This is a genomic window from Mycolicibacterium agri (genome assembly GCF_002553505.1).
Classification (GTDB): Bacteria; Actinomycetota; Actinomycetes; order Mycobacteriales; family Mycobacteriaceae; genus Mycobacterium; species Mycobacterium agri.
In genome coordinates this window covers 1-22,484 of record NZ_PDCP01000083.1, presented here as the reverse complement: position 1 = coordinate 22,484, position 22,484 = coordinate 1, and the positions used below count along the sequence as shown (strand labels likewise).

Genomic DNA, 22,484 nt, shown 5'->3' with positions numbered 1-22,484 from the left:
ACAACCGCACCGGCGAGTCGGGCGGACGGGGCCAAAACAGACCGTCCTACCGGGGCCAAATCAACCTGTCACAGCCAGCCGCCGTTGCCGTCACTCATCGTGCTCTCCTCTCCTTCAGCGCGGCCAGCGCGCCTCGCAAGTCCGGTTGATAGGCCATGTCGAGTAGGTACTTTCCGGGGTTCATGATGTTGTTCGGGTCCAGGGCGCGTTTGATGTCGGCCATCACCTCATAGCCGCGCCCCAATTCCTCTGGCACCAAATCGACTTCGCCCTCGCGGCAGGAGCCGTGGCATGCGCTGATCGACCCGCCGTGGCGCAGCGCCGCGGCGGCGATGTCGCGTTTGGCGTCCACCCACAGCGTCCACGCCGCATCGTCGAGTTGCTGTTCCCAGATGCCGACGTCGATCTCGGTCAGGTAGTCGACCCCGGTGTTGGCCGAGGTGTAGGCGAACATGCCCCAGTCGTCGAAAATGTCGGTCTTGCGCCGTAATTCGGCGACGATGGCGTGCCATTGGCGAGTGACGGCGGGCAGCTCGGTGTAATTGATCGCGGCGTCTTCGCAGTGCCAGCTCATCGGGACGACCTGTCCGGTCTTGGTTCGACCGTGCAGCGGCGTGGCGTAGCGGTCGTGCCGGGCCGCCCAGTCGCCTTGCGATATTTCGTCGCCCAGGTAGCGGGCGTTGTGCTCCTTGGCGATTCGGAAGAGCCGACGCCCCGCGGGGCGCACCTCGTCCTCGTAGCCGTACAGCGCCGTGCACACCAGGGCGCGCACGTCGGCGGGCTGCGGGATGTAGGCCTCGTCGTCTCGGCGGAGGTAGGCGACCTTCCACTCGTCGAACAACACCGCGCCGGCGAACGTGGCCACCCCCGCATGCGCCAGCGCCTGCACGCAGCGGTAGGCGTCGTCGTAGTTGTCGAACGCCCAGAACGGCGTCAGCTCGGCCTCCGGTTTCGGATAGAGCTTGAGCGTGGCCTTGGTGGCGATGCCCAACGTGCCCTGATGGCCCATGAACAGATGCTTGAGCTGGTAGCCCGACGACGACTTGGACACCTTGCGCCCGATCCCGTCGCCGACGTGCATCACCTCGCCGGTGGGCAACACGTGGTCGAAGGACAGCACCAGGTCGCGGGTGTGGCCGTAGCGTGCACCGATCAGCGACCATCCCGACGTGCCGATGCGGCCGCCGACAAGCGAACACGGATACGACGCCGGGTCGTCGGGGTAGATCAAGTCGTGCTTGCCGAGCTCCTCGTTGAGCTTGAGCATGTTGATGCCGGTGCCGACGGTGGCGGTGCGGTTGTCCAGATCGATCTCATGGATCTTGTTGAGCCGCTTGACGTCCACCACGATGCCGCCGCGCAGCGGGACCGCGCCGTCGGTGAGCCCTGTACCGCCGTCGCGGGGCACGACCGGGATCTTGAACTCGTTGGCGACGCCGACCACCTTGGCGACGTCCTCGGTGGATTCCGGCAACACGGCCAGGTCGGGCACCCGTTCGGCCCAGCGGTGCACTGGGAACGGCGCGGGCACCCTGGCGCGGTTGTAGAGGTCGGTCTTGGCCGTCAGTACCTGGTCGTAGCGCAGCACCGTGCGCAACCGGTCGATCACCCGGGCGAGGTGCTCGTCGTGCAGGCTGGGCATCGTCGTGGTCATGACGCACCCCGGCTTCCGCCGACGGTGATGCCGAGCGATTCGGCGAGCAGTTCGTGGATGTCGACGACGTCGATGTCGGTGTCCTGGCCTGCCGCCGACAGCGGCCGCTCCGACCACGGGCACGCGCTGACCAAGGTGTCGACCTGCAGCTCGGCGGCCTTGTCGAGCCGGTTGCGGCTGATCGCGGCGGTGAGCTCGGGCTTTTCGATGGCAAGCCCGCCGCCGGCGCCCGAGCAATAGGACCACTGCGTGACCCGGTCGACGTCGTTGAACGTCAGACCCGGTATGGCGCGCAGTATTTCGCGGGGCTCCTGCCAGATGCCCTTGCGCTTGTTGAGTCGACACGGGTCGTGGTAGGTGATGGTCCGCTCGATCGGCACCGTCGGCGTGAGCCTGCCGTCGCGGATCATCTCGGCGAGCAGTTCCACCACCAGCACGACCTCGATGTCGTATTCGGCGCCGAAGTACTTCGGGTAGTCCTCGGTGAAGCTGATGTAGTCGTGCGGGTCGAGCACGAGCACGCGCTTGGTCCCGGTGGAACGCCAGTTGTCCAGGTTGTGCCGGGCGAAGCGGCGGGCCTGCTCCTCGTAGCCCATCTCGGCGGCCGGCCCGCCGCAGCACCACTGTTCGCCCATCAGGCCGAATTCGTAGCCGACCGACTGCAGGATCTGCGCGACCGCGCGCGGCACCGAGGTGCGGTAGAACGCGGCTTCGCAGTCGACGAACAGGATCGTCTCGCCGCCGATCGGGATGTCTAGGCCCTCGGCCCAGTTACGCACGTTGTCCTGGCTGATGTCCTCCTCGCCGAGGACGGGCTCGTGGGTCTTGTCGTTGGTGCGCGCGTTCCACGTCTGCCACCGCGGCTGGTGAATGCCCTTGTCGACGGCCAGCGCCCGCACCGCCTTGACCACATCGACCGTGCGGGTCCGGAACCGGTAGAAGTCACCGGTGAAAAGCGTGTTCGGGCAACGGAGTTCGCACGCCCCGCATTGAGTGCAGTTGACGTAGTCCGACGCGATGTCGGCCACTTCGAGCTCGCCCTTTTCCATCGCGACGACGTTGGCGTGAAACGCCGTCGGGGTCCACGACTCGTTGCGGCTGACCTGCATCACCGGGCAGACCTCCCGGCAGAACTTGTGCCCGGACGAGAAGCAGTTGTACGAGGCGTTGCGCCACTGCTCGACGAACTCGCGGGTCTGCGGGTCGGGCAGGTCGATCTGCGTCGGGCCAGCGATCGTTTCGGCGAACTCGGCCATCTCGGGTTCGCTGGACCGGGTCCCGGGCGTGAACGGACGGGTCAGCGCGTCCCCGCTGGCGCGGGGATCCACCTGGGTCACGGGATATACCTCCCCAACTGTGATCTGCAACACCGGTAAACACAAAACATATGGGTTTATAGTTTTAAGTGCAAGGGGGTTCACATCGGGGCTGGTCGTGTAAAACTCGTGTGGCAGATGGGGTGACGCGGCCGCGGGGAGGTGATCGTGCGTCTACTGGCCAGCGACGCGCGGCAGGCGGTTTTCGCACCGCTGTCGGAGCGCCCGGGCCGGACCGAGGCGGTGGTGCGCCGGCTGGGCAGCGCCATCGCGATGGGCATCATCGTCGACGGCGAGCAGTTGCCTGCCGAGGCTCAGCTCGCGGCGTCCCTGAACGTCTCGACCGTCACGCTGCGCGAGGCGCTGTCGGATCTGCGCGCCCGCGGCCTGGTGGAAACGCGACGCGGACGAGGCGGCGGCAGCTTTGTGCGGGTCTCCCATGACGCGTTGGCCGACCTGTCGCGTGGCCGCCTGCGCGATCTGGCCAGCACCGACCTGCGCGAGCTGGGCGACATGCGGGCCGCGGTCTCCGGCGCCGCCGCGCGGCTGGCCGCCGAGCGCGCGACGACGGCCGAGGTGAACCGACTGCGCGAGGTCACGACACGGCTTGAGGCCGCGACCGACGAACCCGAGCAGCGCCGCATCGAGGGCCGCTACTACATCGACGTGGCCGCGATCGCCCAGTCGGTGCGGCTCACCAGGATGGAGATCGACCTGCAAGCCGAACTCAGCCAACTGTTGTGGAGCAGCCACCGCTCCCCCGACGAACTCGCCGACGCCGTGGCCAGCCACCGGCGCGTCATCGATGCGATCGCGAAACGCGACGGCGCGCTCGCCCGCGAGCTCACCGAAACCCATATCGCAGCGACCACCACCCGGCTCATCGAGCTGCACATGCGGCTAACGCGGGAATCTCTCGGCGGCGCCGAGCGGGAGCCGGTAGCATCGACGCCCACCGGCTGGCAAGCCGATGGGACGTCCACAAACGACCATGCCCCAGCCCTCGAGGATGGTTGATGAACAGCCCAATCGTGACGTCCTCACGTTCGGTGGACCGCGAATTGGCGGAGCACGCCGCGCGGATCATCACCGACGTCGTCGAACGCGTCTTCGCGTCGGCGGCGGCCATCCGTGACGTTGCGGTGCAACAGCATCGGGCCGCCGTCGCCCGGGGAGAGCCGATGTGCGAGCGCGACATCGAGCCGATCCGAGACCTGTCGCGCACGCTGCTCGCGCGCACCGAAATCGAAGCAGGCATGGGCATGATCATGGCGCCGGGGCTGCTGCCCGCCGAGCCTCTGCGGCTGGAATGGTGGCAGCGCGACCCGAACCGGCCCTCACCGGTATGGCTTGACGTGGATCTCAATCCCGCCAGCGTCGACTTCTACGACTACGTGGCCGCCGAGTGGTTCGCCGTGCCCCGCACGACCGGCCGCAGGCACGTGACGGGACCGTATGTGGACGTGTACGGCACCGACGGATACCAGCTCACCTTGACGATGCCGGTCATCGACGATGGCGAATTCCTCGGCGTGACAGGAGCCGACGTCCCTGTCGCGCGGTTCGAGACCCACATCCTGCGCAGGCTCGGTTCGCTCTGCACCGATCTGGTGGTGGTCAACTCCGAAAACCGCGTCGTGCTGTCGAGTTCGCCTCGGTGGCTGGCCGGTTCGCTGATGACGCCCGACCACGCGCAGGCGCCGCGACCGGCGTTGGCGCTTGAGCTCGCAGAGCCGTCCTGGCAGCTTCTCGTGGTCTGAGTTGTTGCCGTCTATTTGGCGGCGGCGGTGTCCATGATGTCGATGGCCATCGTGGCCGCCTCCTGCGAGACGCCGTAACCGCACGCCCAGGTTTCAACGGTGATGTTCGAGGCGACCGCCAGGGCGTGCTGACAACCCCACCCGTCGGCGTCCTCCTGGATGGTCATCTGGGTGATCATCCCGGCGCCGCTGTCGACGTCGTCGAACTCCCACAGCGAGCTGGTGTTCTCGGTGTCCACCGCGAGTGAAGTGCCCGCGCACTTCTGCCACGTCGATCTCGACTTCTCGAAGAACCGCTTGGCATTTCGCTCATTCGGATACACCACGACGGTCTGTTCCACCCAGTGGTCGTTGTCGGCCTCCGGTTCGCGGGCGACGACGTCGCGCACCGCCGTCCATCCGCTGCCCTTGTACACCGCCTCCTCCGCGCCGAACATCGCGCCGAGGCAGTCCGGGTCGGACACCTTGTCTTCGGAGTCGGTCATGTCGTCGATGTCGCTGGTGACCTCGAGGTCGGTGGTGCCCATGATGGCGTTGACCCGGTCGATCGGAATGATCACCTTGTCGATGTCGGACTCCGCCAGCCGGGGCACGTTCGTCGGGACAGTCTTCGCGTCGCGCACCGCGTCGCCGGAGACCGTGGTGACGCACCCGCTGAGCATCAGGGTTGCGGCGAGCACTCCGCCGACTGCGCCAAGAGCCCTCGCCCACACGACCATCCCGCCATTGTGGCCGACGTTCGGTTCGGCCATGGGCCTGGCCCGCGCCATGAGCACAGAAAAGCGATGTGACACCGGCGTTGGAGCCTCAGCAGTGGCCCCGCGGCTCTAAAGCTACTTCTTCGGCTTGTCGCCTGCGGCGTCGGTCGACAGCGCCGCGACGAACGCCTCCTGCGGAACGTCGACGCGGCCGATCGTCTTCATCCGCTTCTTGCCTTCCTTCTGCTTCTCCAGCAGCTTGCGCTTGCGGGTGATGTCGCCGCCGTAGCACTTCGACAACACGTCCTTGCGGATCGCGCGGATGTTCTCGCGGGCAATGATTTTCGAGCCAATCGCTGCCTGCACCGGCACCTCGAACTGCTGGCGCGGGATGAGCTCCTTGAGCTTCGTGGTCATCTTGTGCCCGTAGGCGGCCGCGGCGTCGCGGTGCACGATCGCACTGAACGCGTCGACGGGTTCGCCCTGCAGCAGGATGTCGACCTTGACCAGGTCGGCCTCCTGCTCGCCTGCCTCCTCGTAGTCCAGGCTGGCGTAGCCGCGGGTGCGCGACTTCAGCGAGTCGAAGAAGTCGAAGATGATCTCGCCCAACGGCATCGTGTAGCGCAGTTCGACCCGCTCCGGTGACAGGTAGTCCATGCCGCCGAGTTCGCCGCGGCGCGACTGGCACAGCTCCATGATGCTGCCGATGAATTCGCTCGGCGCGATGATCGTCGTCTTGACCACCGGCTCGAAAACCGTGCGCACCTTGCCTTCCGGCCAGTCCGACGGGTTGGTGACGATGACCTCGGTGCCGTCGTCCTTGATGACGCGGTACACCACGTTCGGCGCCGTGGAGATCAGGTCGAGGTCGAACTCGCGCTCCAGCCGCTCCCGGGTGATCTCCATGTGCAGCAGCCCGAGAAAGCCGCTGCGGAAACCGAATCCGAGCGCGACCGAGGTCTCCGGTTCGTACGTCAGGGCGGCGTCGTTGAGTTTCAGCTTCTCCAGCGCGTCGCGCAGGTTCGGATAGTCCGAGCCGTCAACGGGATACAGCCCGGAGTACACCATCGGCTTGGGCTCGCGGTATCCGGTCAGCGGCTCGGTGGCGCCGTTGCGGGCGGTGGTCACGGTGTCGCCCACCTTCGACTGGCGCACGTCCTTCACGCCGGTGATGAGGTAGCCGACCTCGCCGACGCCGAGGCCAGCGGCGGGCTTCGGTTCGGGCGAGACGATGCCGACCTCGAGCAGCTCGTGGGTGGCGCCGCTGGACATCATCTTGATCCGTTCGCGCGGCAGGATCTTGCCGTCGACGACACGGACATAGGTGACCACGCCGCGGTAGATGTCGTAGACCGAGTCGAAGATCATCGCCCGGGTGGGGGCGTCGGGGTCACCCTGCGGCGGCGGCACCTCGCGCACGACGTGGTCGAGCAGATCGGCCACGCCCTCCCCCGTCTTGCCGGAGACCCGCAGCACGTCGGAGGGCTCGCAGCCGATGATGTGGGCGAGTTCGGCGGCGTAGCGGTCGGGGTCGGCGGCGGGCAGGTCGATCTTGTTCAGCACCGGGATGATGTGCAGGTCGCGGTCCAGCGCCAGATACAGGTTCGCCAGCGTCTGCGCCTCGATGCCCTGGGCGGCGTCGACCAGCAGCACCGCGCCCTCGCACGCCTCCAACGCCCGCGACACCTCGTAGGTGAAGTCGACGTGGCCCGGGGTGTCGATCAAGTGCAGCACGTGGTCGACACCGTCGACCCGCCACGGCAGCCGGACATTCTGCGCCTTGATGGTGATGCCGCGCTCACGCTCGATGTCCATCCGGTCGAGGTACTGCGCACGCATCGTGCGTTCATCGACCACGCCGGTGAGCTGCAGCATCCGGTCGGCCAGCGTCGACTTGCCGTGGTCGATGTGGGCGATGATGCAGAAGTTCCGAATCTGCGCCGGCGCGGTGAAGGTCTGGTCGGCGAAACTGCTTATGGGAATCTCCTGGTCAGGGTCTACACAGCCGGTGTGCCATGCCCATCTAGGGTATCGAGCAACAGGCCCGGCGACCCAATCGCGAGACTTCCGCTTCACATATGCTGCGTACATGGCGTCGCAGTGGAAGACGTTCCAGCGGATGGCGGAGAACGCCGCCAAGAACCTGGTGTTCAACGAGGCGCCCAAGTTGATCCGCCAGTTGCAGCGGCCCGAGAAACTGCCACGCAACATCGGCCTGGGCATCAAGGCCGGGATCGACGTCCTCGCCGGGACCGCCGCCGAGGAGTCGCGGCCGGCCATCGCCGCCGGTCGCCCGGTCACCAAGCACAGCGTTCCGACCGCGCACCGGGCCCGCAAGGTGGTGTATGCACCTGACCTCGATGGCCGCGCCGATCCAGGCGAGGTGGTGTGGACCTGGGTGGCCTACGAAGACGACCCGACCCAGGGCAAGGACCGGCCGGTGCTGGTGGTGGGCCGTGACCGGCAGACCCTGCTCGGCCTGATGATGTCCAGCCAGGAACACCGCGCCGACGACCGCAACTGGGTCGGCATCGGCCCAGGGCCGTGGGACTACGAAGCGCGGGCGAGCTGGGTGCGGCTGGATCGGGTGCTCGACGTACCCGAAGAGGGCATTCGCCGGGAGGGCGCGATCCTGAACCGCGAGACGTTCGAGATCGTCGCCGCGCGGTTGCGCGCCGAGTACTCCTGGAGCTGATTTACCTCGCCACCCGCCACATCGGCCACATCTTGGGCCCGTCCGGGAGCGCGATTTCGCCGATCTGCTCGAAACCGAACCGCATGTAGTACGGCAGGAGCTCCTCCTTGGTGGCCTCGAGGTAGGCCGGCACGCGCTCGCCGTCGCAGCGGTCGAGGCGCGAGCGCATGAGAGCCTGCCCGAAGCCGGCGCCGCGCACCGTGGGGTCGCTGCCGATCACCATCAGATACCAGTGCGGCTCGTGCGGGTGCGCCTCCTCCATGGCGCGGTTGAGGACCTGGTATCGCTCGGCGCACGACCGCAGGTAGAACACCATCGTCGGCATCATCCGCAGCTCTTCCCACCGCGACGACCTGCGCTGGCCGGGCGGATCCCACAGCGTCGCGGCCCCGATCGTGCCGTCTCGGGTGGCCACCTCCGAACCGCCGCGGGAGTAGAAGTGGTGCCTGGTCATCGCGGCGAACATCGGCGGCAGCGCGCGGGCCCGCAGCTTGTCGTCGGGCACCATGTAGCGCATCACCGGGTCGTCATAGAAGGCGCGCGCCAGTACCTTGGCGAGCGGGCCGACGTCGGCCTTCTTGATCGGCCTGGTTTCGATGTCAGCCACGCGTGATGTAGTCCTGCAGCGCCCGCTGCTCGCGCTCCAACTCCTCCATGCGGACCTTGACGATGTCGCCGATGCTGACGATGCCGACCAGCCGGTTGTTGTCCAGCACCGGAATGTGGCGGACCCGCTTGTTCGTCATCAGGGCGCTGAGATGATCGACGGTGTCGTCGGGCGTACAGGTCGCCACGAACTTCGTCATGATCTCCGCCACCGGGCGTCGAAGCAGGTCGGCCCCGCACTCGTGCAGTTTGCGGACAACGTCGCGCTCCGAGACGATGCCCACCAGACCATCGGTCGATACCATCACCATGGCGCCGATGTTGTGCAGGGCGAGTTCATTGAGCAGCCCCGACACCGACGTCTCCGGGGTGATCGTCGCCACCGCGTTTCCCTTGTTCCGCAACACGTCCGCGATCCGCATCATCGCCTCCATCGTGACCGGGATCACACCAGGTTAGGTCGAACTTGATCGCCGGGAAAGCATCTTCGTGGAACAGGCGTGGCGCTGACTCGGTTGGGACAGCGTGAAACCGCAGTCAGCCGACACCGACGCAGAAGGAATGCAAGCATGACTAAGCAACCCGTTGACGTGCCCACCGTGGTCCTCGGCGACGAATTGCGGGTCAGCGCAATCGGTTTCGGGGCAATGGCCTTGGCACCGGTCTACGGCGACGTGGACGACGATGAATCGTTGGCCACGCTGAACCGCTGCATCGACCTCGGCGTGACCTTCATCGACACCGCCAATGTCTACGGAGGCGGCGACAACGAGCGGTTGATCGCGCGGCTTCTGGCCGACCGGCGCGACGAGGTCACGGTGGCAACCAAGTTCGGCATCACGAGCAACCCCGCCGACCGGGCGGCCGGCCGGCTGGCGGTGCACGGCGACCGCGCCTATGTGCACCGCTGCATCGACGAGAGCCTGGCCCGGTTGCAGACCGACGTCGTCGACCTCTATTACATGCATCGCCGCGACCCGTCCGTGCCGATCGAGGAGACGGTCGGAGCGATGGCCGAATTGGTGACCGCCGGGAAGGTTCGCCACCTCGGACTCTCGGAGGTGACCGCCGACGAGCTGCGCGCCGCGGTCGCGGTGCATCCGATCGCCGCCGTGCAAAGCGAGTGGTCGATCTGGAGCCGCGACGTCGAACGCAAGGTCGTGCCGACCGCGGCTGAGTTGGGCGTCGGTTTCGTCCCGTATTCGCCGCTGGGCCGGGGCTTTCTGGCCGGCGCCGTGCGATCGGCCGCCGATCTGTCCTCACCGAACGACTTCCGCAAGACCATGCCGCGCTTCGCCGAGGGCTCGCTCGAGGCCAATCTCGCGATCGTGGACACCGTGACACGGGTCGCCGAGGAGGCGGGCGCGACGCCGGCGCAGGTCGCGCTGGCGTGGATGCGCTACCGCGCCGACGAACTCGGCGTGGTGTCGGTGCCGATCCCCGGCACGCGGCGGGCCGCGCGGGTCGAGGAGAACATCGGCTCGCTGTCGGTGACGTTGAGCCCCGAGCAACTTGCCGCACTCGATGCCGTGGCAGCGACGGTGTCGGGCACCAGGTATCGCGACACCAGCTGGATTTCGGCGGGCCGCGAATAGCCGCGCAAGGTCACGCGTCGAGCACGTTCGCCTCGATATGACTCACTTCCTGCCGTCCGTCGGGTAGGTATGGAGCCATGATTGAGGTCACGCTTCTCGGCACCGGCAGTCCCATCGTCGACCCCAACCGCGCCGGGCCGTCCACTCTGGTGCGCGCCGGAGACCAGACGTTCCTGGTGGACTGCGGCCGCGGGGTGCTGATGCGGGCGGCGGCGGTGGGCGTCGGCGCGGCCAACATCTCCGCGCTGTTGTTGACCCACCTGCACAGTGACCACATCACGGATCTGTCCGACATCATCACCACCCGGTGGGTCACCACCTTCACCCGCAGTCCGCTGAAGGTGATCGGCCCGCCGGGGACGTCGGCCGTCGTCGACGCCACGCTCGACGCACTCGCTCTCGACATCAGCTACCGGGTCGGGCATCATCCCGACCTCACCGAAGGCCCGACCGTCGAGGTGGAGGAGGTGACCGAGGGTGTGGTGTGGGCCAGCGACGGTGTGCAGATCACGGTCGGGCAGACCGATCACCGACCGGTCACGCCGACGATCGGATTCCGCGTCGAGTTCGACGGCGCGTCGGTGGTGCTGGCCGGCGACACCGTTCCGTGCGCAAGCCTGGACGCGCTGGCCGCCGGGGCGGGCGCGCTCGTGCACACCGTGATCCGCAAGGACTTGGTCGAAGCGCTTCCGGTGCAACGGATCCGCGACATCTGCGACTACCACTCATCGGTCGAGCAGGCCGCCGACACCGCCGAGCGCGCGGGTGTCGGGATCCTCATCCTCACGCACTATGTGCCGGGCATCGCGCCGGGTCAGGAGGAGGAGTGGCGCGCGCTGGCGGCGAAGACGTTCGGTCGGCAGATCGAGCTCGGCAACGACCTGCACCGGGTGGAGGTGCACCCCGGCGTCTGCGCCACCAACGGTTAGCCGAGTACGCGGGTCGCGTTTCTGTTCTGCCTGCTTAGCGGGAGCAGCGCGCCCGCGGCGATCAGCCAGACCAACGCCGCCAGGCGTGCGATGGGCAGCAGGAAACCCAGCGTCGGCCACACCAGCACGAAGGTCGTCAGCTCCGACACCACGGCGATGGCTAAACCCGCCACCGCCAGCGGCCGCGGCAGCAGCCCGAGAATGACGCTTGGCACGGCCATCCCGGCGACCAGCAGCCCGAGCGTGACGACGTGCGCGGGTCCGCCGGTGAGGAAGACCAGGTAGTACAGCGCGCGAACGAGGGCGCCGTCGGTGACGACCTCCGGCCGGGACAGCGTCCAGGCCACGAGCCCGGAGAGGCCGAGGTTGGCTGCGGCCAGGATGCCGCCTGCCAGTGCGATCGTGGCGCCCGGCGCAACGACACCGAGCTGCCGCAGCCGCGCGCTGGCCGTGGCCGCGTAGATCGCCAGCGGAACTGACGACGCGAAGGTCGCGACGGCGATCACGTGCGCGGCAGCCGGTTCGGTCAGCACGTAGGCCTGGATAGCGGAGTCCGCGCCGTACGGAAGCGGCATGACCCCGCCGATGGCGATCGCGATGGCCACCCCCGCGAGCAGTAGAAGCAACGAGATCGTCCCGAGTAGGGGCAAGGGCGGGCCGCCCTGTCGTGGTCGGTGTTGTGGCCGACCCGACCGCGTGGTTGTCTCTTGCAATGAATCATTCATGACGTGAACGATATGACGGGATATGGCCTTCTGCAAGGAGATGAATAGTTCGAATCTGAAATCATTTTTGTTTGGTATGGTCTTCGCTGTGAGTGCAGCCAATCAGGATCCCGGTGACAGCGTGGCGTTCCTGCTGTCCCAGCTCGGTCACCGCGCGACGATCCTGTTCGCCGAGGAGATGGCCACCGTCGATCTGACGCCGCCGCACGCGGGCATTTTGCGGGCGATCGCGGAGAATCCGGGCGCGAGTCAGCAGGCCATCGCCCGGCAGCTGGGCCTGCTGCCGAGCCGCGTCGTGGCTTTCGTGGACGAACTCGAGGACCGCGGATACGTCGAACGCCGGCGCAATCCCGAAGACCGGCGCCTGCACGCCCTGCACCTGACCGCCTCCGGCAAGAAGCTGATGGGCAAGATCGCGACGCTGGCCCGCCAACACGACCGCCGGGTCACCGCGGGCCTGGATCCGTCGCAGCGGGACACCCTGCGCGAGCTGTTGACGATCCTGGCCCGCGAGAACGGCTTGACGCCGCACGTGCACCCCGGCTTCCGGACGTTGGGCCGCGGCGCGAATTCGCGTTCTACGCCAGCCGGGTGATCTCGACGACGACGTCGAGATCGGTCGACCCCTCCCCCGAATAGATGCCCTTGAGCGGGGAGACGTCCGAATAGTCCCGTCCCACACCGACACTGACGTACTGCTCGGTGATGTGGCTGTCGTTGGTCGGGTCGTAGTACCACCAGCCGCCCGACCAGGCCTGCACCCAGGCGTGGCTCTGACCGTCGATGGTGTCAGAGATGGACGCGTCGCGCTTCGGGTGCAGGTACCCCGACACGTAGCGGCCGGGAATGCCCATGGAGCGCAGGAGGATCAGCATGAGGTGGGCGAAGTCCTGGCATACCCCCTTGCCCTCGCGCAGCGCGTCGAGTCCCGAGGAGTGCACGCCGGTGGTGCCCGGCACGTAGTCGAGCTCGCTGTGCACCCAATGGGCCGCGGCGATAACCGCGTCGAACGGGTCGTTCTCCTTGGCGATCCGTTGGCCCACCCGCGCAATGCGTCTGCTCTCCGGGGTGTAGTGCGTCGGGCTGAGCACCTCGTAGAACCGGTCGATCAGGGCTTCGGACCGCAGGTCGTCCCAGGTGGCCTTCTCGTCGGGCAGCTCACCCTTTTCCGTTTCGACGACCGACGACGACGTCACCTCCAACTCGGTGTGGGGTGCGTGCAGGTCGAAGGCCGTCACCGCGGTGCCCCAGTAGTCGATGTAGCGGTAAGACCGCGTCGCGGGAACGGTCTCGACGCGGTTGAGGATGACGTTCTGCCGGGAATCCGACCGCGGCGTCAGGCGAGCCTCGTTGAACGAGGCGGTGACCGGAGACTTGTAGGCGTAGCCCGTCGAGTGCACGACTCGCATGCGCCACATCTAGATCTCGCCTTCCTCGATGACCAGCGCGTCGTAGCGCCCGACGTCAGTCCACGCCACCCACGGCGCGGCATGAAAGTACTCCAGCGCCAACGCTTCTCCGACGTCGCTGCAGGTCTTCTGCAGGCGGGCGAGGCGTTGTTCGAGCGAATCGAGCAGCTCGCCGGGGCGCAGAAACTCCAACTCGCTGCGGGCCCGGCCCAGAAGCCGTTGCGCCTCCGCGGTGGCGCCGACGCGGTTGTGGGCGCGGTGGTGCAGTTCATCGAGGCTGTGTTCGGCCAGCTTGAGCGAGAAGAACACCGACCGCGGGAAGAGCCGGTCCAGCAGCATGAATTCGACGACGCGTCCGGCGTCGAGCACGCCGCGATAGGTGCGCAGGTAGGTGTCGTGTGCGCCCGCCGAGCGCAGCACCGTCACCCACGCCGGCGACGACGCGCTGTCGCCGACGCGCGACAACAGCAGGCGCACCGTCATGTCGACACGTTCGATGGCGCGGCCCAGCAATAGGAATCGGTAACCGTCGTCGCGGGACAGCGTCGAGTCCGCCAGCCCGGCGAACATCGCGGCACGGCCCTCGATGTAGGACAGGAATTCGGCAGGGCCGAGGCGTTTGGCGGCACGGACCCGCTCCGGCAGCGTGTTGTAGGTGGTGTTCAGGCACTCCCACATCTCGGTTGACGTGACTTCGCGTGCGCCCCTAGCGTTTTCGCGGGCCGCCGATATCGAGTCGAAAATCGACCAGCCGCCGGGGTTGTCGCGGCGGAAGGCGACGAGGTCGGTCAGCGACCAGACGTCGAGTTCGTGGTCGGGTTGTTGAATCCCCAGCACGCGCAGCAGGGTTCGGGAGGCGTGATCGGGGTCGACGCTGGAGTCCTCGAGCAGCTGATGGACGGTGACGTCGAGGATGCGGGCGGTGTCGTCGGCGCGTTCGACGTAGCGTCCGATCCAGTAGAGGGATTCGGCGTTGCGCGCCAACATCAGGGCATCACCGCCTGCTGCTGTTGTTGCTGCTGTTGCTGCTGGCTCTGCGTCGGGTTGGGCGTGAGTTGTTGCTGCTGTTGGGATTGCGTCGGTGATTCGCCGTTGCGGTCGGCCTTCGACGTCTTGGGCAGCTTGCGCACCACCTCGCCGCCGGCCAGTTCGCGGTCGGCCGCGGAGGTGCGCGAGGCAAGCACCCAGGTGTCCTTCGATCCGCCTCCCTGACTGGAGTTCACCACCAGCGAGCCCTCCGTCAGCGCGACGCGCGTCAACCCACCGGGCAGCACCCACACCTCGTCGCCGTCGTTGACCGCGAAGGGCCGCAGATCGACGTGGCGCGGGACGAGCTTGTCGCCGACCTGGGTGGGCACCGTCGACAGCTGCACGACCGGCTGGGCGATCCAACCGCGCGGGTCGCTGCGGATCTTCTTGGCGATCGCGGCGAGTTCTTTCTGCGAGGCGTCCGGACCGAACACGATGCCGTATCCGCCTGATCCCTCAACGGGTTTGATGACGAGCTCGTCGAGGCGGTCGAGCACCTCCTCGCGTTCGTCGTCGAGCCAGCAGCGGTAGCTGTCGACGTTGGCGAGCAGCGGCTTCTCGCCGAGGTAGTACTCGATGATCGTGGGCACGTAGGTGTAGACGAGTTTGTCGTCGCCGACGCCGTTGCCGACAGCGCTGGAGATGACGACGTTGCCTGCGCGCGCGGCGTTGAGCACGCCCGCCACACCCAGCACCGAGTGCGGGTTGAACTGCAGGGGGTCGAGGAAGGTGTCGTCGATGCGCCGGTAGATGACGTCGACCTGACGCTCGCCTTCGGTGGTGCGCATGTAGACGGTGTTGTCGCGGCAGAACAGGTCGCGGCCTTCGACGAGTTCGACGCCCATCTGCCGGGCCAGCAGAGAATGCTCGAAGTAGGCGGAGTTGTAGACGCCAGGCGTCAGCACCACGACCGTCGGGTCGGCCGCGTTCGATGCCGCCGCGTTGCGCAGGGCGCGCAGCAGATGCGACGAGTAGTCGCCGACGGCGCGCACCCGGTGGGTGGCGAACAGATTCGGGAAGACGCGCGCCATCGTGCGCCGGTTCTCCATGACGTAGGAGACGCCCGACGGTGAGCGCAGGTTGTCCTCCAGCACCCGGAAGTTGCCCTGCTCGTCGCGCACCAGGTCGATGCCGGCGACGTGGATGCGCACTCCGTTGGGCGGGACGATGCCGGCGGCTTCGCGGTGGAAGTGCTCGCATGAGGTGACGAGCCGGCGCGGGATGACGCCGTCGCGCAGGATGTGCTGCTCGCCATAGATGTCGTCGAGGTACATCTCGAGGGCCATCACCCGCTGCCGGATGCCCTTCTCGAGCCGGGACCATTCGGCCGCCGAGATGACGCGCGGCACGAGGTCCAGTGGGAACGGCCGCTCCTGGCCGGAGAGCGAGAACGTGATGCCCTGGTTGATGAAGGCGCGGCCGAGGGCCTCGTTGCGGGCGGCCAGCTCAGAGGCGTCCGACGGCGCGAGTTCTTCGTAGATGCCCTTGTACGGGCCGCGGACGTTGCCCTGCGCGTCGAACATTTCGTCGTACGCCTTGGCGTAACTGCCCAGGTCGTTGTATCCGTCGAAAATGCCCTTGAAGCTCGGAGCGGAGCGGCGGCCGTTCTTACGCGCGGCCTTGGCCGCCGCCGACGATGTCCCGGAAGAAAGGGTGCGAACGCTCACCGTTGCCATGGTGCCGTAACCGGACTATTTCCGCAGGCCAGCGGCCTCTTTAAGTTGACCACTTTGGGCATTTACCCGCCGCGCTGGTACTCTGAACCCTCGCTGCCCGCATACCGGGCGCCAGACTTTTACACCCCTACCGAGATTTACGAAGGAACTAGCGCGTGGCCAACATCAAGTCGCAGATGAAGCGCAACCGGACCAATGAGCGCCGGCGTCTGCGCAACCAGTCGGTGAAGTCGTCGCTGCGCACCGCCATCCGTAAATTCCGTGAGGCGGCGCAGTCCGGCGACAAGGAGACGGCCGCCGAGCTGCTGACGGCGACCAGCCGCAAGCTCGACAAGGCCGCCAGCAAGGGCGTCATCCACAAGAACCAGGCGGCGAACAAGAAGTCCGCGCTGACGCGGGTCTACAACAAGATCTCGGCCTAAGGCGCTTAGTCGCTTTAGTCGTCGGCGTTAGTCCTCGACCTCAGTCTTCGGCGAGTTCGGCGACCTTGCGCACCGCCGATTCCAGCGCATAGTCGGCGTCTGCCGCCGCGCCCTTCACATCCGCATTGAGCGTCGCCACCACCTGGACGGCCTTGGCGACCGTGTCCCGCGACCAGCGTCGCGCCTGCTTCTGCGCCTTCTTCACCCGCCACGGCGGCATGCCGAGTTCGGACGCGAGCCGGAACGGGTCACCCGACAGCGGCCCGACCCGCGCGATCGTGTGCACCGCCTCGGCGAGCGCGTCGGCCAGCACCACATGCGGCTCGCCGGACATCATCGCCCAGCGCAGCGCCTCGGCGGCGCCTGCGACGTCTCCGACCACGGCCTTGTCGGCGATGTCGAAGCCCTTCACCTCGGCCCTGCCGCTGTAGTAGCGGCGCACGGCGGCCGCATCGACCGCGCCGCCGGTGTCGGCGACCAGCTGCGAGCAGACCGACGCCAGCTCGCGGATGTCGGAGCCCACCGCATCCAGCACGGCGGTGACCGTGTCGTCGGAGACCTTGACCTTCAGCGAGCGGAACTCGCCGCGGACGAAGTCGGCGCGTTCGGAGGCCTTGGTGATGCGGGCGCAGTTGTGCACCGCGGCGCCGAGGCGTTGCAGCTGCCCCGCCAGCGCCTTGGCCCGGCCGCCGCCGGAATGCACGACGACGAGCATGGTGCCGTCGGGTAGGTCGGCGGCCGCCGTTTCGATGAGCGCGACGGCTTCCTTGCCCGCTTCGGCGGCGGACTCCAACACGACAAGTCGTTGTTCGGCGAACAACGACGGGCTCAGCAGCTCGGCGAGTTCGGACGTGCTGACCTCACCGGCGCGCATCCGGTTGACCGGAACGTCGTCGGTGCCGGCCTTTTTGCGGGCGGCGCGCAGCACCTGCGCGATGGCGCGTTCGACCAGAAGTTCCTCGTCGCCGAGAACCAGGTGCAGTGCGGGCACCGATTCGCTCATGCTCCGATCGTGTCATGCCGCGCCGACAGTCGTTGCAGCCTGGTTCGACACCGTCCACGCCACCAGACACACCGCCAGCGCGGCCACCCCGACGCGGCCCCAGCGCCACCGCGTCAGCACGACGGTCGCGATACCGCCGACGGCCACCATGACCGCGCCCAGCGGGCCCGACGGCACCGGCACCACCGCGCCGGGAACGCCTGCCGCCCACCGCGAAACCCCCGACAGCCACCACAGTTCGGGGCCGGTGAAGCGGATCAGCAGTTGGCCGCCTGCGGGCCAGACGGACGACAACGCCGCGGCAGCGGTCCCGATGATGGTGATAGGCGCGATCACCACGGCCGCGGCGAGGTTCGCCGCGACGGCCACCACACTGAACATCCCCGAGATCGCGGCCACCAGCGGCGCCGTCACGAGTTGAGCGGCAGCGGCGACGCTCACCGCGTCAGCCAGCGGCTTGGGCCAGCCTCGCGCCACCAACCGTCGCGACCACACCGGGGCGATGACGACCAACGCCGCCGTCGCCGAAACCGACAGCGCGAACCCGACATCGACGGCCAGTTCGGGCGCGCCGACCATCAATGCGATCACCGTGGCCGACAACGCCGGAATCGCTTGTCTGCGACGGTGCGACACGACCGCCAGCAACGTGATGGCCGCCATCACGGCCGCGCGCAACACGCTGGCCGACGGTTGCACGACGATCACGAAGGCCACCAACGCCACTGCGGCGAGCGCGACCGCGGCCCGCGGGCCGACCACGCCGGCCGTCAGCAGGACCGCCCCGCAGACGATCGTCACGTTCGCACCCGACACCGCCGTCAGATGCGTCAGCCCTGAGGCGCGGAACTCCTCGATCGTCCGCGCCGACAGCGCAGAGGTGTCGCCTAGGACAAGGGCGGGAAGCATGGCCGCTTGATCGGCAGGCAGCGCAGCGCGCGCCGCAGTAGCGAAGTCACTGCGCACTCGCTGCCCCGCGCGTTGAATGGGCGAGGCCTCACCGAGTTTCGGTTCCCCGGTCGCCGACAGCACCGCGACGGTCAGATCGCGACGCATCGGCCTCGAGACGCGTGCCTTGAAAGCCGCTGGCTGGCCTGCGGACAACTCACCGAATCCGGCCGACGCGAAAACCACCACACGGCCGGACATCTCGACGGCATCGACGGCCTGAAGCGTGCCGCGGAACATCAGCCTGCCACCGCCGACCACTCGCGGCGTCTCGGCCGGTGTCGCGATGACCGTGACCGTCGAACCGAAGCGTTCGGTCAGCGGGTGGTGGCTGGCGTGTTCGACGCGAAGCAGCACCGCAGCGCCGAACGCCAACCCGGTCACGGCGATTGCGATCGTCGCCGCCAGCGTCGCCCGCACGCCGGCTTGGAATCCGGCAGCCCTGCTCCCCCACCATGCCACCGCCGTTGCGGCGCCAACGGACACCACCAGCGCGGCGACGACACCCGCGGTCGTCCACAGGATGCCCGCCGCGGTGACCGTCCAGCTGGTCAACGCCGCCGGCACCAGACGCAGATCCAGGCGGGCCTCGTGGCCGTCGACGATGCTCACACATGGACCTGCGCTCGCAGCTTCTCCAGGCGCGCCGGGCCGATGCCGTCGACGTCGGCGAGCTGGTCGACGCTGGTGAACGGACCGTTCGCGTCGCGCCAGGCGATGATCGCGGCGGCGGTCACCGGACCGACACCGGGTAGGGTGTCGAGCTCTTCGGCGGTCGCTTTGTTCAGGTCGACGGATCCCGTTGGCGTAGGCGCACTTCCGGCGGTTGTCGGACCGGCTGTCCCTGCGGTCGTCGGACCGGCTGTCGCCGCGGCCGTCCCGGACTCGGAGGCGACCGAGCTGCCCATCGTGGTGGGTTGGCCAGGCGCTGCGGCGATGCCGACGATGATCTGCTCGCCGTCGGCGACCCGGCGGGCCATGTTCAACCCGATCAGGTCGGCGCCGTCCTGAGCCCCGCCGGCGGCGGCGAGCGCGTCGGCGATCCGCGCGCCGGGCGACAAAGTGACAAGCCCCGGCTTGTGCACCAAGCCCACGACACTCACCACGACCGGGCCCTCTGGTGCGGCTGCGGCCGGGGTGGGCTGGGCCGACGAAACCATCTCAACCTCGGGCAGTTTCGCCGACACCACGGGTGGGGTCTTGTCCCGCATCAGTGTGAACACCGTGACCAGCACGGCCACCACGCCGACCACCGCGAGCGCGATGGCGCCCGCGCGGCCGGGATCGGCGCGGATGGCGGCCAACCAGCCGGGCGATTCGCCGGTTTTGGCGTCGGGCAGCCACCGCGACAACGCGGCGTCAGCGTTGGCGTCGTCATTGTCGGTGTTGGGCTCGACGTGGGCCTCGCCGAGCCTGCGCTGAAGGCGCTCCGCGGCCAGTTCGGTTGCCATGTGCCCGACGGTAAGCGGCGTCGGCGACCGATTCGGCCGGGCGAGGCCGTCGGACAGGTCGGTTGTGGATGAACTCGCGACTGTGGATAACTGCTCCGTCGCCGAGACTTCGCTAGTTGCGGGGATTTCGCAGTTCCGGCGTCAGCTAGTCTCGCGGGCGCCATCGCATGGACGAGGCCCTCCCCGGAAGTTGACCGCAATCGGGGAGGGCCTCTGTGGAGGTTGGCCTATGTCGCCGTGTTCAGTTGTGTGCTCACTGGGCCAGGTACAAGTGGCCGACGCCGTGGTGGTGGCGCCAACCCGGCATGACGGTGTGCGCGGGCGTGGCGTGCGTGTCCGGCGTCGCGACGATTTCCGAACCGGTGCTGGTCTGGGTGGTGGTCGTCGAGGCGTTGGCCATGCCGGCCAGTCCGAGTGCGGCGGCGCCGATCACGCCTGCTGAAGCGACCGGGATGGCGATGAAGCGGGCGAATTTGGTGTTCATGACGAATCTCCTTGTATCAGTTGGTCTTTGGTGCTTCCTGCCGGTGGCTTCCGGCGTTGATCTAACAATGCCTCAGCCCGCAGCAGAGCAGTGTCGACCGAGCGGCCCTCACACCGGATGAATCGCGTGTCCCCCGATCGGAGGACGTGCGTTAGGGCCGCAGCAGGCTCCAGCTCCCGCCCAACGTGAAGAACTTGCGCGTTTTCGGCCAATTTCTCGCCGAGACTTCACGTTCGGCGCCATAGGCATGGGGCGACTGGGCGCCTGGGCGAACGGGGCCTGCGTTGAGGCCGCGGCAGCCTTCAACTCCCGCCGAGCGTGAAGCATTTGCGAGTTTTCGGCCAATTTCTCGCGGAAACTTCACGTTGGGCACAAGAGGGGTATGCGGCCGCTGGGCGCGTAGGGCGCGGGTGCGGCCGCCGTGAAACTGCGCTAGCGGCCCCAGCCGTCGGCGCGCCAGCACACCCAGTCGATCTCGACCAGGGCGCCGACCGCGAGACCGGTGGTGCCCACGCAGGTGCGACTCGGCAGCCGGTCGGGGAACCAGCGCGCGTAGGCGTCGTTGAAGGCGTCGTAGTCGTCCCAGTTGAGTAGGAATGCGCGCACCGCGACCACGTCGGCCAGTTCGCCGCCGCACAGTTCGGTGACGCGCAGCAGATTGCGCAGAACCTGATCGGTCTGGGTCGCGACGTCCTCGCCGACCACGGTGCCTGTCACGTCGGTCGGCATTTGCCCGGTGACGTAGAGCGTCTGGCCTGCCGCGGTGGCGTGCGCAAACGGCGCGACCGAAGGTGGCACGCCGTCGTGGGGCGTGAAGGTGAATGCGCGGATGCCGCCGGTGCTCATCAACCGATCATGGCATCCAATTAAGGTCTGGTGCATGAGCACACCCAACCGGCCCATTCGAGTGATCCAGTGGACGACGGGAAACATCGGAAAGCGTTCGCTGCACGCCGTCATCGGCAGGCCCGACATGGAACTGGTCGGCGTGTACGCCCACGGCGCGGAGAAGGTCGGCATGGATGCCGCCGAACTGGCCGGGTGGCCGGAGCCGACCGGTGTCACGGCCACCGACGACATCGACGCGTTGCTTGCGCTCAAGCCGGACGCCTGCTGCTATAACCCGTTGTGGCCCAACGTCGACGAGCTGGTGCGGCTGCTGGAGGCCGGCGTCAACGTGTGCTCCAGCGCGGCGTGGATCACCGGCGGCAAGCAATCGCCGGAAGATCTTGATCGCATCCGAAAGGCTTGCGAGAAAGGCCATTCCACGATCTTCGGCGGCGGCGCCCACCCGGGCATGTCGAACATGGTGGGCATGGTGCTCAGCGGGGCGTGCGAGCGGGTCGACGAAATCAGGATCACCGAATCCGTGGACTGCTCCACCTATGAATCCGCGGAAACCCAGAAGGCGATGGGCTTTTCGCAGGACCCCGACACTCCCGGGCTCGCCGAGAGCGTGCGACGGGAAAGCGAGGTGTTCGCCGAGTCGGCGGCGATGATGGCCGACGCGATCGGCGCCAAGCTCGACCGGATGACGTTCGACGTCACGTTCACCGCCGCCACCGACGACAGCGATCTGGGTTTCATGCAGATACCGAAGGGCACTATCGGCGGCGTCTTCGGTTATCACCGCGGCTGGGTCGGCGACAAGAACGTCGTCAGCGTCGGATTCAACTGGATCATGGGTTCTCACACCACACCGCCGAAACCGCTGGAGCACGGTCACGTGATCCAGGTTTTCGGACTGCCCAATATGCGCACGGTGCTGCACTGCCTGCCGCCGAAGGACTGGACCGAGCCCGGCTTCATGGGCCTCGGCATGATCTACACCGCCCTACCGGTGACCAATGCCGTTCCCGCGGTAGTCGCCGCGCCACCGGGCATCGTGACGCTCAAGGACCTGCCGCCGGTCACCGGCCGTGTAGCGCTCTAGCGCGACACAGTTCAACCCAGACCGAGTGGGCCTGGGCTGAACGCGCCGGATCGGAGCGTTGTCGGGTTGCCTACTTCTTGGGCTCCTCTTTCTTGGGCTCCTCTTTCTTGGGCTCCTCTTTCTTGGGCTCCTCTTTCTTGGGCTCCTCTTT

General features: G+C 67.5%; 23 protein-coding genes. 8 read left to right on the top strand and 15 right to left on the bottom strand.

Annotated features, from left to right (window positions below; genetic code table 11):
- Positions 1 to 94 precede the first annotated feature (94 nt).
- Complete coding sequence (locus CQY20_RS27955; RefSeq protein ID WP_097943656.1) at positions 95 to 1,654, bottom strand: FAD-binding oxidoreductase; 1,560 nt, start codon at positions 1,652 to 1,654, stop codon at positions 95 to 97.
- The gene (locus tag CQY20_RS27950; RefSeq protein WP_207767330.1) at positions 1,651 to 2,991 is read right to left on the bottom strand and encodes a (Fe-S)-binding protein; all 1,341 of its coding nucleotides are present in this window, start codon (positions 2,989 to 2,991) and stop codon (positions 1,651 to 1,653) included. The genes CQY20_RS27955 and CQY20_RS27950 overlap by 4 nt, the downstream gene beginning before the upstream one ends.
- Positions 2,992 to 3,138: 147 nt before the next feature.
- On the opposite strand from CQY20_RS27950, the gene CQY20_RS27945 reads away from it, so the two are divergent.
- Together CQY20_RS27945 and CQY20_RS27940 are read left to right on the top strand one after the other, a co-directional pair.
- Entirely contained in the window at positions 3,139 to 3,987 is an 849-nt protein-coding gene (locus CQY20_RS27945; RefSeq protein WP_097943670.1) for a FadR/GntR family transcriptional regulator, read from the top strand.
- Positions 3,987 to 4,730: a cache domain-containing protein gene (locus CQY20_RS27940; protein WP_133119145.1), complete on the top strand. Its 744-nt coding sequence runs from the start codon at positions 3,987 to 3,989 to the stop codon at positions 4,728 to 4,730. Before CQY20_RS27945 ends, CQY20_RS27940 begins: the two co-directional genes overlap by 1 nt.
- An 11-nt stretch (positions 4,731 to 4,741) precedes the next feature.
- On the opposite strand, the gene CQY20_RS27935 is transcribed toward CQY20_RS27940, so the two are convergent.
- Entirely contained in the window at positions 4,742 to 5,500 is a 759-nt protein-coding gene (locus tag CQY20_RS27935; RefSeq protein WP_234816447.1) for a sensor domain-containing protein, read from the bottom strand.
- Positions 5,501 to 5,563: 63 nt separating this feature from the next.
- Positions 5,564 to 7,411 (bottom strand): translation elongation factor 4, encoded by a 1,848-nt coding sequence (lepA, locus tag CQY20_RS27930; RefSeq protein ID WP_097943666.1) that lies wholly within the window; start codon positions 7,409 to 7,411, stop codon positions 5,564 to 5,566.
- 106 nt (positions 7,412 to 7,517) lie between these two features.
- Here lepA and CQY20_RS27925 point away from each other — a divergent pair, with 106 nt between their 5' ends.
- Positions 7,518 to 8,123 carry a type II toxin-antitoxin system PemK/MazF family toxin gene (locus CQY20_RS27925; RefSeq protein ID WP_097943652.1) on the top strand — a complete coding sequence of 202 codons (606 nt, stop codon included), beginning with the start codon at positions 7,518 to 7,520 and terminating at the stop codon, positions 8,121 to 8,123.
- A 1-nt stretch (position 8,124) separates the two neighbouring features.
- Here CQY20_RS27925 and CQY20_RS27920 read toward each other — a convergent pair whose 3' ends face one another.
- Together CQY20_RS27920 and CQY20_RS27915 are read right to left on the bottom strand one after the other, a co-directional pair.
- Positions 8,125 to 8,730, bottom strand: coding sequence for a GNAT family N-acetyltransferase (locus tag CQY20_RS27920; protein WP_165789306.1), 606 nt, complete (start codon positions 8,728 to 8,730; stop codon positions 8,125 to 8,127).
- The gene (locus CQY20_RS27915) at positions 8,723 to 9,151 is read right to left on the bottom strand and encodes a CBS domain-containing protein (protein WP_097943662.1); all 429 of its coding nucleotides are present in this window, start codon (positions 9,149 to 9,151) and stop codon (positions 8,723 to 8,725) included. The genes CQY20_RS27920 and CQY20_RS27915 overlap by 8 nt, the downstream gene beginning before the upstream one ends.
- 147 nt (positions 9,152 to 9,298) lie before the next feature.
- On the opposite strand from CQY20_RS27915, the gene CQY20_RS27910 reads away from it, so the two are divergent.
- Together CQY20_RS27910 and CQY20_RS27905 are read left to right on the top strand one after the other, a co-directional pair.
- The gene (locus tag CQY20_RS27910; RefSeq protein ID WP_097943650.1) at positions 9,299 to 10,324 is read left to right on the top strand and encodes an aldo/keto reductase; all 1,026 of its coding nucleotides are present in this window, start codon (positions 9,299 to 9,301) and stop codon (positions 10,322 to 10,324) included.
- Between the two features lie 77 nt (positions 10,325 to 10,401).
- Positions 10,402 to 11,253 (top strand): ribonuclease Z, encoded by an 852-nt coding sequence (locus tag CQY20_RS27905; RefSeq protein WP_097943648.1) that lies wholly within the window; start codon positions 10,402 to 10,404, stop codon positions 11,251 to 11,253.
- On the opposite strand, the gene CQY20_RS27900 is transcribed toward CQY20_RS27905, so the two are convergent.
- The gene (locus tag CQY20_RS27900) at positions 11,250 to 11,978 is read right to left on the bottom strand and encodes a hypothetical protein (RefSeq protein ID WP_371871008.1); all 729 of its coding nucleotides are present in this window, start codon (positions 11,976 to 11,978) and stop codon (positions 11,250 to 11,252) included. The genes CQY20_RS27905 and CQY20_RS27900 overlap by 4 nt on opposite strands.
- 88 nt (positions 11,979 to 12,066) lie before the next feature.
- Between CQY20_RS27900 and CQY20_RS27895 the strand changes: the two genes are divergently transcribed.
- A complete protein-coding gene (locus CQY20_RS27895; RefSeq protein WP_308494430.1) occupies positions 12,067 to 12,573 on the top strand; it encodes a MarR family winged helix-turn-helix transcriptional regulator in 507 nt (168 codons plus the stop codon).
- Here the strand turns inward: CQY20_RS27895 and CQY20_RS27890 are convergent.
- From CQY20_RS27890 to CQY20_RS27880, 3 genes are read right to left on the bottom strand one after another with little or no spacing between them, the layout of a single operon-like run.
- Complete coding sequence (locus CQY20_RS27890; protein WP_097943644.1) at positions 12,557 to 13,396, bottom strand: transglutaminase family protein; 840 nt, start codon at positions 13,394 to 13,396, stop codon at positions 12,557 to 12,559. The genes CQY20_RS27895 and CQY20_RS27890 overlap by 17 nt on opposite strands.
- Positions 13,397 to 14,374 (bottom strand): alpha-E domain-containing protein, encoded by a 978-nt coding sequence (locus CQY20_RS27885; RefSeq protein WP_097943642.1) that lies wholly within the window; start codon positions 14,372 to 14,374, stop codon positions 13,397 to 13,399.
- Positions 14,374 to 16,092 (bottom strand): circularly permuted type 2 ATP-grasp protein, encoded by a 1,719-nt coding sequence (locus tag CQY20_RS27880; protein WP_097943640.1) that lies wholly within the window; start codon positions 16,090 to 16,092, stop codon positions 14,374 to 14,376. Before CQY20_RS27880 ends, CQY20_RS27885 begins: the two co-directional genes overlap by 1 nt.
- Positions 16,093 to 16,247: 155 nt before the next feature.
- Between CQY20_RS27880 and rpsT the strand changes: the two genes are divergently transcribed.
- Entirely contained in the window at positions 16,248 to 16,514 is a 267-nt protein-coding gene (gene rpsT, locus CQY20_RS27875) for a 30S ribosomal protein S20 (protein WP_097943638.1), read from the top strand.
- A 40-nt stretch (positions 16,515 to 16,554) separates the two neighbouring features.
- On the opposite strand, the gene holA is transcribed toward rpsT, so the two are convergent.
- The 5 genes from holA to CQY20_RS27850 form a co-directional block, all read right to left on the bottom strand.
- Complete coding sequence (gene holA / locus CQY20_RS27870; protein ID WP_097943636.1) at positions 16,555 to 17,517, bottom strand: DNA polymerase III subunit delta; 963 nt, start codon at positions 17,515 to 17,517, stop codon at positions 16,555 to 16,557.
- 12 nt (positions 17,518 to 17,529) lie between these two features.
- On the bottom strand, positions 17,530 to 19,077 hold the full coding sequence (locus CQY20_RS27865) for a ComEC/Rec2 family competence protein (protein ID WP_234816446.1): 1,548 nt from the start codon (positions 19,075 to 19,077) through the stop codon (positions 17,530 to 17,532).
- Positions 19,074 to 19,916 carry a ComEA family DNA-binding protein gene (locus CQY20_RS27860; protein ID WP_097943634.1) on the bottom strand — a complete coding sequence of 281 codons (843 nt, stop codon included), beginning with the start codon at positions 19,914 to 19,916 and terminating at the stop codon, positions 19,074 to 19,076. The genes CQY20_RS27865 and CQY20_RS27860 overlap by 4 nt, the downstream gene beginning before the upstream one ends.
- Positions 19,917 to 20,169: 253 nt before the next feature.
- Positions 20,170 to 20,400 carry a hypothetical protein gene (locus CQY20_RS27855; RefSeq protein ID WP_097943632.1) on the bottom strand — a complete coding sequence of 77 codons (231 nt, stop codon included), beginning with the start codon at positions 20,398 to 20,400 and terminating at the stop codon, positions 20,170 to 20,172.
- Positions 20,401 to 20,832: 432 nt separating this feature from the next.
- Entirely contained in the window at positions 20,833 to 21,246 is a 414-nt protein-coding gene (locus CQY20_RS27850) for a RidA family protein (protein ID WP_097943630.1), read from the bottom strand.
- Positions 21,247 to 21,280: 34 nt separating this feature from the next.
- Between CQY20_RS27850 and CQY20_RS27845 the strand changes: the two genes are divergently transcribed.
- Entirely contained in the window at positions 21,281 to 22,333 is a 1,053-nt protein-coding gene (locus tag CQY20_RS27845) for an NAD(P)H-dependent amine dehydrogenase family protein (protein WP_097943628.1), read from the top strand.
- Positions 22,334 to 22,484: the final 151 nt, after the last annotated feature.

Bases quoted from the DNA above. Each gene is read 5' to 3' on its own strand.
- CQY20_RS27940 (WP_133119145.1), top strand. From the start codon at position 3,987: ATGAACAGCCCAATCGTGACGTCCTCACGTTCGGTGGACCGCGAATTG.
- CQY20_RS27850 (WP_097943630.1), bottom strand. From the start codon at position 21,246: ATGAGCACCGGCGGCATCCGCGCATTCACCTTCACGCCCCACGACGGC.
- CQY20_RS27860 (WP_097943634.1), bottom strand. From the start codon at position 19,916: ATGGCAACCGAACTGGCCGCGGAGCGCCTTCAGCGCAGGCTCGGCGAG.
- CQY20_RS27955 (WP_097943656.1), bottom strand. From the start codon at position 1,654: ATGACCACGACGATGCCCAGCCTGCACGACGAGCACCTCGCCCGGGTG.
- CQY20_RS27845 (WP_097943628.1), top strand. From the start codon at position 21,281: ATGAGCACACCCAACCGGCCCATTCGAGTGATCCAGTGGACGACGGGA.
- CQY20_RS27935 (WP_234816447.1), bottom strand. From the start codon at position 5,500: ATGGCGCGGGCCAGGCCCATGGCCGAACCGAACGTCGGCCACAATGGC.
- CQY20_RS27855 (WP_097943632.1), bottom strand. From the start codon at position 20,400: ATGAACACCAAATTCGCCCGCTTCATCGCCATCCCGGTCGCTTCAGCA.
- CQY20_RS27910 (WP_097943650.1), top strand. From the start codon at position 9,299: ATGACTAAGCAACCCGTTGACGTGCCCACCGTGGTCCTCGGCGACGAA.
- CQY20_RS27900 (WP_371871008.1), bottom strand. From the start codon at position 11,978: ATGAATGATTCATTGCAAGAGACAACCACGCGGTCGGGTCGGCCACAA.
- CQY20_RS27885 (WP_097943642.1), bottom strand. From the start codon at position 14,374: ATGTTGGCGCGCAACGCCGAATCCCTCTACTGGATCGGACGCTACGTC.
- CQY20_RS27890 (WP_097943644.1), bottom strand. From the start codon at position 13,396: ATGTGGCGCATGCGAGTCGTGCACTCGACGGGCTACGCCTACAAGTCT.
- CQY20_RS27925 (WP_097943652.1), top strand. From the start codon at position 7,518: ATGGCGTCGCAGTGGAAGACGTTCCAGCGGATGGCGGAGAACGCCGCC.
- CQY20_RS27880 (WP_097943640.1), bottom strand. From the start codon at position 16,092: ATGGCAACGGTGAGCGTTCGCACCCTTTCTTCCGGGACATCGTCGGCG.
- holA (WP_097943636.1), bottom strand. From the start codon at position 17,517: ATGAGCGAATCGGTGCCCGCACTGCACCTGGTTCTCGGCGACGAGGAA.
- CQY20_RS27905 (WP_097943648.1), top strand. From the start codon at position 10,402: ATGATTGAGGTCACGCTTCTCGGCACCGGCAGTCCCATCGTCGACCCC.
- CQY20_RS27915 (WP_097943662.1), bottom strand. From the start codon at position 9,151: ATGCGGATCGCGGACGTGTTGCGGAACAAGGGAAACGCGGTGGCGACG.